8 protein-coding genes are annotated in these 6,460 nt (G+C 29.3%); all 8 read right to left on the bottom strand.

Annotated elements, in window-relative coordinates; genetic code table 11:
* Positions 1-766: hypothetical protein (locus V6137_RS20380; RefSeq protein WP_425449785.1), on the bottom strand; the 766-nt coding region annotated here is incomplete at its 3' end.
* A 236-nt stretch (positions 767-1,002) separates the two neighbouring features.
* On the bottom strand, positions 1,003-1,983 hold the full coding sequence (locus V6137_RS20385) for an Rpn family recombination-promoting nuclease/putative transposase (protein WP_425449786.1): 981 nt from the start codon (positions 1,981-1,983) through the stop codon (positions 1,003-1,005).
* A gap of 141 nt (positions 1,984-2,124) precedes the next feature.
* The gene (locus V6137_RS20390; RefSeq protein ID WP_425449787.1) at positions 2,125-2,673 is read right to left on the bottom strand and encodes a DUF5673 domain-containing protein; all 549 of its coding nucleotides are present in this window, start codon (positions 2,671-2,673) and stop codon (positions 2,125-2,127) included.
* A 37-nt stretch (positions 2,674-2,710) separates the two neighbouring features.
* Positions 2,711-4,303: a PPC domain-containing protein gene (locus V6137_RS20395; protein WP_425449788.1), complete on the bottom strand. Its 1,593-nt coding sequence runs from the start codon at positions 4,301-4,303 to the stop codon at positions 2,711-2,713.
* Between the two features lie 235 nt (positions 4,304-4,538).
* A complete protein-coding gene (locus V6137_RS20400) occupies positions 4,539-4,859 on the bottom strand; it encodes an RpnC/YadD family protein (RefSeq protein WP_425449789.1) in 321 nt (106 codons plus the stop codon).
* 167 nt (positions 4,860-5,026) lie between these two features.
* Complete coding sequence (locus V6137_RS20405) at positions 5,027-5,359, bottom strand: hypothetical protein (protein WP_425449790.1); 333 nt, start codon at positions 5,357-5,359, stop codon at positions 5,027-5,029.
* 72 nt (positions 5,360-5,431) lie between these two features.
* Positions 5,432-5,755, bottom strand: coding sequence for a hypothetical protein (locus V6137_RS20410; RefSeq protein ID WP_425449791.1), 324 nt, complete (start codon positions 5,753-5,755; stop codon positions 5,432-5,434).
* A 149-nt stretch (positions 5,756-5,904) separates the two neighbouring features.
* On the bottom strand, positions 5,905-6,460 hold a 556-nt coding region (locus V6137_RS20415), incomplete at its 5' end, for a hypothetical protein (RefSeq protein ID WP_425449792.1).

Consider the following 6,460-nt stretch of genomic DNA (forward strand, 5'->3'; position numbering starts at 1 on the left):
GTATACGATAAACATAAATATCATAGTCTTCATTTCTAGGTACACCCAATTCTATATCCATTGTACCATCTTGTGCAAATGTTTTTCTAAAAAAATCTTCATCTCTTCTACTATCTATTGTACCTATAACTTTATAAACCCTTCCCTCTATGATATTAGCATCCTCAAATTCATCATTTGATTCATCTTCTTCCATGTAACCATATCCAGAAGCTCTATATATTGAGGAGTTTATGCTATCTTTATCATTATCCCTTGAAAAATCCCTGTCCCTATTTTCATGAACCTCTATATATTTCTTATAGTTTGTTTTTTCTGTGTTAGAAATTTCTACTTGCCTAGATGGTTTATTTTCAATAATAAAGTTACCTGTATATGTTTCTATTATATCACCATTGTCATTATTTACAATTACTTGTGAATAATATTCTTCATTATATTCTAAATTATCCAAAACTATCTCCTCATCATAAAAAATCCTATCATTATAGAATATTCCCTTTCCCTCTTGTTCTCCTATTACCAATCTTACAATATCATTTTTAAAAGATTTATCTTTAAGTACAAATTTAGCTATAGGATTCCCACCTTCATCTTTATCAACCTCTATATCTATTGGCAATAAATCCCTATTAAATGGTCTACTGCCTCTATCTGACCTTTGACCATACTTATATGTAGTAGTAGCCCACGCATTTGAAGTTACTGCAAATGTTACAAAAAATACTAATAACAAACTTATGATCTTTCTAGTATTATTTTTCATTATACACATTTCCCCCTTATATTTAATTATTCATTAGTGTGCACCATAACTTTCTAGAAAGTAACATAATTATACATCTTAGTTAAAAAAGTCAAACGTTTCACCATATTCGGTTGTTTTTAGTGCATATTTGGTGAAATTTATTATTTTTTGCATAATAAAAAACCCCCTTTAGCTTGTTTCATTTTCACCATTGCTAAAAAGGGGTTATTACCTTAAGAATAACTACCTAACTATTAATTTGTATTACTTCCTTTTTCTATACTTTCCTTTAGTTTCTCAACTTCCTCTCTATCTAATTCAGTTATATCTACCACTGTATCTATATCTATTCCTTTTTGTAATGCTTGTCTGGCTACTAATATTTTTTCCTCTTTTTTACCTTTTTCTATACCTTTTTCTATACCTTTTTCTAATCCTTTTTCTATACCTTTTTCTAATCCTCTTTGCATTCCCTTTTCCTCAGCTTCTTTTAATTTAATCTTTTGATATACCATTGCTGACTTTTGATCTAATAATGCCTTTTCTCTTGCTAGATACAATTGCCTTGCTTTTTCATCTGCACTTAGTTCTTCTAACATTCTACCAGCCATATTTATCACCTCACTATTCTTTCTTATATCCTTTACTATCTCCCTTTTTTCCTTTTCCCCTGCATCTTTTATAAATGTTATCCATTTTTCTAAATCATTCATCTTTTTTATATTTTTACTGTCATTAAACTTCTCTAACTCTATATAATGGATTTCTAAATCATCTGTTAGCTCAAATTTCTCTTTTTCCTCCATTATCTTAAACTTATTATGATATCTATCGGTATTATCAAATAACTTAAAGTCTAATATATTTACTACCACACATTTTTTTAATGTTTCATATGCTTGGGCCTCATTTATTGTTTCTCCATATAGTTTACTCCAATAATATAAGCTTCTCTTTCTATAATTATCCACGTTATTTATCTGTACTTCTATATCTATTAATTCTCCCTTTTCTGTTTCCACCTTTATATCCATTATGGATAACTTGTCTTTTTCATATTCTTTATCATTAAAAGGATTTAAATATACTATCTCTTTTATTTTATCATTGTCTTTTGGTTTAAGTAGGGAATTTAAAAAGTGTTTTAATATAATCTTACTTTCCCTTTTCTTACCTGCAAATAATGCTTTAAATACAAAATCTATTACTGGTCTCATTAAGTTTATTTCCTTCATATTAATCAGCTCCGATTATTATATTGTTTATATTTATATTATACCATTTTGATTAAAAGGATAACAATATCTTAGCTCTTTTATGGCTTTTTATATAAAAATAAATACCCATTATTTTAATGAGTAGTTGTTTTAAGCCTATCAATCTTTCTTTTTATCGTATATCTCTTTTTGTAAAATGCTTTCTATTTCATTAACTTTTTCTTTGTTTTCTCTTATGTTAAGAATTCTCTCGGTATCCTCTCCATTTTCATTAGTATATTTAATAATTAAACGATAATGTTTATAAAAAGGATCTAGTCCCTCTTCTATCTCAAAAGAAATAACATCTTCCCAATTGATGAATCCATATTTGCATATTATTCCGCCCTCTGTTATATAGAAATTTTGTGTTAAATATAATATATCCAATATTATCATCAATATAATAGATAAAATAGCCCCACACGTTATAAATATCGATTTGTCAGTGTAAAGGAAATATAAATGTCCTATAATTAAAAAATTTATCACCCATAAGAGTTCATTGGAGTTGATTTTAAAAATAATACTATTTACTCTAGCTTTATTTTCTATGTCATATAGTTTACTTTTTAATTTTATTTCTCTTATTAACACTATAGAAAAGACCATTGGCCCCACTATATATGCAATTCCTAACATTAGATAGTATATTATGTCATAAGCCATATTGACCTCCTTAAATGTAGCCTTTTTAGCTAAATCTTTATTCTGGAATTAAATCCTTTAAATCATCTTTATCAAGTTTTCTATCTTCTAGGTCTCCAAGTTGACCATCTATGGCTCTAGGTATCCTGGGATAGTCATGCCATCTATGCCAACCTTTTATGGGAACACCTGGCACATCCCTGCCAACTCCAGGTTGCACTGAATAATAAGCTGGATAGATTTTTGTGCCTTTGCCACCAGGTTGAATTGTATCTAAAAAATCATTATATATATCTGTTTCTGCAAAGTCTTTTAACATTATTGCCACCCCTGCAACTGTACAAAAACCTCCTGCCCAACCAACAAATTTTGGCACCGTTTCAAGTAACTGTTGTACCCCAAGTGTAACTCCTCCTCCAACAGTAACCGCTGCACCTAAGTCTAAAAATTTTCTTCTTTCCGTACTACTATCAAATAGCAACCCTTTCAATACATCAGCTGGAACATATATCATACAAGAATACCAATCACAATTCCATTCCTGATCGTCAGTAGCCTCTCGTTTATCCGATACCCACACTCCTCCATCTGGGGCATAATAGCTGTCATCATCATTATATCTATACCTTATCTCCAACTCATATTCATCATTTACGTCAAAATCGTCATATCCATCTCCATAAATCTTTACATAATAGGTACCTTTTTCAACCGTTTCTCTTATATCTTCACTTTTATCTCCACTTCTCCTTGAAGACTCAATAAGATCTGTATATCTTCCATCTTTTCTATATAGCTTTATATCATAATTACAATCTCTAGGAATATTATTTAGCTCTATGTCTAAATCCGAATAGCCACCTACTCTAAACTCATACCAGTCTACATCATCCTCATGATGTATAGTACCATATATCTCTTCTCTACGACCTTCTTCTACATCTATTTCAGAAGCATCATCAGCTTCGTTATTTTTTTCATCTTCATCTCTTCTACTATCTATTGTACCTATGACTTTATAAACCCTTCCCTCTATGATATTAGCATCCTCAAATTCATCATTTGATTCATTTTCTTCCATGGAACCATATCCAGAAGCTCTATATATTGAGGAGTTTATGCTATCTTTATCATTATCCCTTGAAAAATCCCTGTCACTATTTTCATGAACCTCTGTATATTTCTTATAGTTTGTTTTTTCTGTGTTAGAAATTTCTACTTGCCTAGATGGTTTATTTTCAATAATAAAGTTACCTGTATATGTTTCTATTATATCACCATTGTTATTATTTACAATTAATTGTAAAAAATATTTTTTATTATATTCTAAATTATCCAAAACTATTTCCTCATCATAAAAAATCCTATCATTATAGAATATTCCCTTTCCATCTTGTTCTCCTATTACCAATCTTACAATATCATTTCTAAAAGATTTATCTTTAAGTACAAATTTAGCTATAGGATTTTTACCTTCATCTTTATCAACCTCTATATCTATTGGCAATGAATCCCTATTAAATGGTCTACTGCCTCTATCTGACCTTTGACCATACTTATATGTAGTAGTAGCCCACGCATTTGAAGTTACTGCAAATGTTACAAAAAATACTAATAACAAACTTATGATCTTTCTAGTATTATTTTTCATTATACACATTTCCCCCTTATATTTAATTATTCATTAGTGTACACCATAACTTTCTAGAAAGTAACATAATTATACATCTTATCAAAAAAAGTCAAACGTTTCATCATATTCGGTTGATTTTAGTGCATATTTGGTGAAATTCATTAATTTTTCTATAATAAAAACCCCCTTTGGCTTGTTTCATTTTCACCATTGCTAAAAAGGGGTTATTACCTTAAGAATAACTACCTAACTATTAATTTGTATTACTTCCCTTTTCTATACTTTCCTTTAGTTTCTCAACTTCCTCTCTATCTAATTCAGTTATATCTACCACTGTATCTATATCTATTCCTTTTTGTAATGCTTGTCTGGCTACTAATATTTTTTCCTCTTTTTTACCTTTTTCTATACCTTTTTCTAATCCTCTTTGCATTCCCTTTTCCTCAGCTTCTTTTAATTTAATCTTTTGATATACCATTGCTGACTTTTGATCTAATAATGCCTTTTCTCTTGCTTGATACAATTGCCTTGCTTTTTCATCTGCACTTAGTTCTTCTAACATTCTACCAGCCATATTTATCACCCACTATTCTTTTTTATATCCTTTACTATCTCTCTTTTTTCCTTTTCCCCTGCATCTTTTATATAATTAGTCGTTTTCATAATTTCTTAGTTATAACTTTTCTGAAAAAGTATTTCTAATCTCATTTTTTATATCTAATATTTTAAATAGTATTTTTATTAACTTGGTAAGACTATATCAAAACTTCCAAGTATATAATACCATATTAGAGCAGCTACAATTACTAAAAAAACACCTAAATAACTGAGTAACTTGCTAGAGGTAATTTCTTTAAGGGCAGATTGCATTATACCAAATACGAAACACCCTATGAGTACTACGACAAATAAAAATACCTCCATTATCATTTCCATCCCTGTATTGTTTATTATATCAATATAACTCAATATTACATTAATACATACCCAGAATATAGCTCCCCCAGCAATAATATATATGAAATAAAAAATCCATTTTTCTATTTCTGACCATACCTTCTTTATCTTATTCATTATAACCTCCATATACTTAGTACTAAGATACCGTTTATAACCTATAGAAATTAATTGGAGTTAATTTTAAAACTATACTATGCTAATTTCAAGAATTCCTATGAATTTATATAATAAAAAGAATACAATGATAACCAAAACTTTCCCTATAGATTGTAAATATTTATTAGTTACAATATCTTCAATTAATCTTTCCAATATCCAAAAAATTAAAATGCCATATGTTAAACCTATACTTATGGCGACTGCCATAAGTTGATATAAATCATTCTCTATAGTTACTACATAGCTACCTAAGGCACTAAAACAAAGCCATATTAAGAAACCAAATACAACTATAAGGGTTATAAACTTCATATATATATTGATATATGATATATACTTATTATTTTTCATAATTCACTCCTTCTTTTAATTAATATACTTAACCTGTAGATTGTGTAATATCTCCCTAGCAAATTAACGGTGAATTTCTAATTTATTAGGGAGATATTAAAAATAGAGTATAATCTAGCTTAGTTTAGTCGAGGCTATAAACATAATTTTCAATCCATTCTTTCTATTTTTTCAATAATCTCTAGAGACTCTTCATCTAGATCCCAAGGTAAATATTCACCTTTATCAAAGTCTCCCTCATATCCTATCTCACCTTCAATATATTTATCAGAATTCCATATATCATAATAATTAAGTATCATAGTAGTGGGGGTAGTTCCTGGTAATGGACCATATCTGGTCTCTAGCACAGTCGTTATTTTTATCATATCGTTTTCGTCTGCCTCATTTATTACTTCTTGCAATTCCTCTTTTTCTGCATTATTCATAGCTAAACTATTCACTCCGACACTCACACTTACAAATATTTGAATTACTTTTGCAATCTTAGATGCCGGAATAGCCATTATCTCATAAAAAATCTCTAATGCAGCTGCAGTAGCAAGACTTTTTCCACCTGCTTTAGCGTAATCTTCTAACTCTATATTATTCATGGTATCTTTTAAAGCTACTGCAATATCATAAGGTAAGTATGTTATTTGCCTGACTTGTCTATTTAATCCATCCGGACCACTTGATCCCCTATCAGGCACCCACCTACCACCT

The sequence above is a fragment of the Dethiothermospora halolimnae genome (assembly GCF_037577855.1).
In the GTDB taxonomy this organism is placed as follows: Bacteria; Bacillota; Clostridia; order Tissierellales; family VENL01; genus Dethiothermospora; species Dethiothermospora halolimnae.

Coding starts and splice junctions, on each gene's coding strand:
- V6137_RS20385 (WP_425449786.1), bottom strand. CDS start 1,983: ATGAAGGAAATAAACTTAATGAGACCAGTAATAGATTTTGTATTTAAA.
- V6137_RS20390 (WP_425449787.1), bottom strand. CDS start 2,673: ATGGCTTATGACATAATATACTATCTAATGTTAGGAATTGCATATATA.
- V6137_RS20395 (WP_425449788.1), bottom strand. CDS start 4,303: ATGAAAAATAATACTAGAAAGATCATAAGTTTGTTATTAGTATTTTTT.
- V6137_RS20400 (WP_425449789.1), bottom strand. CDS start 4,859: ATGGCTGGTAGAATGTTAGAAGAACTAAGTGCAGATGAAAAAGCAAGG.
- V6137_RS20405 (WP_425449790.1), bottom strand. CDS start 5,359: ATGAATAAGATAAAGAAGGTATGGTCAGAAATAGAAAAATGGATTTTT.
- V6137_RS20410 (WP_425449791.1), bottom strand. CDS start 5,755: ATGAAAAATAATAAGTATATATCATATATCAATATATATATGAAGTTT.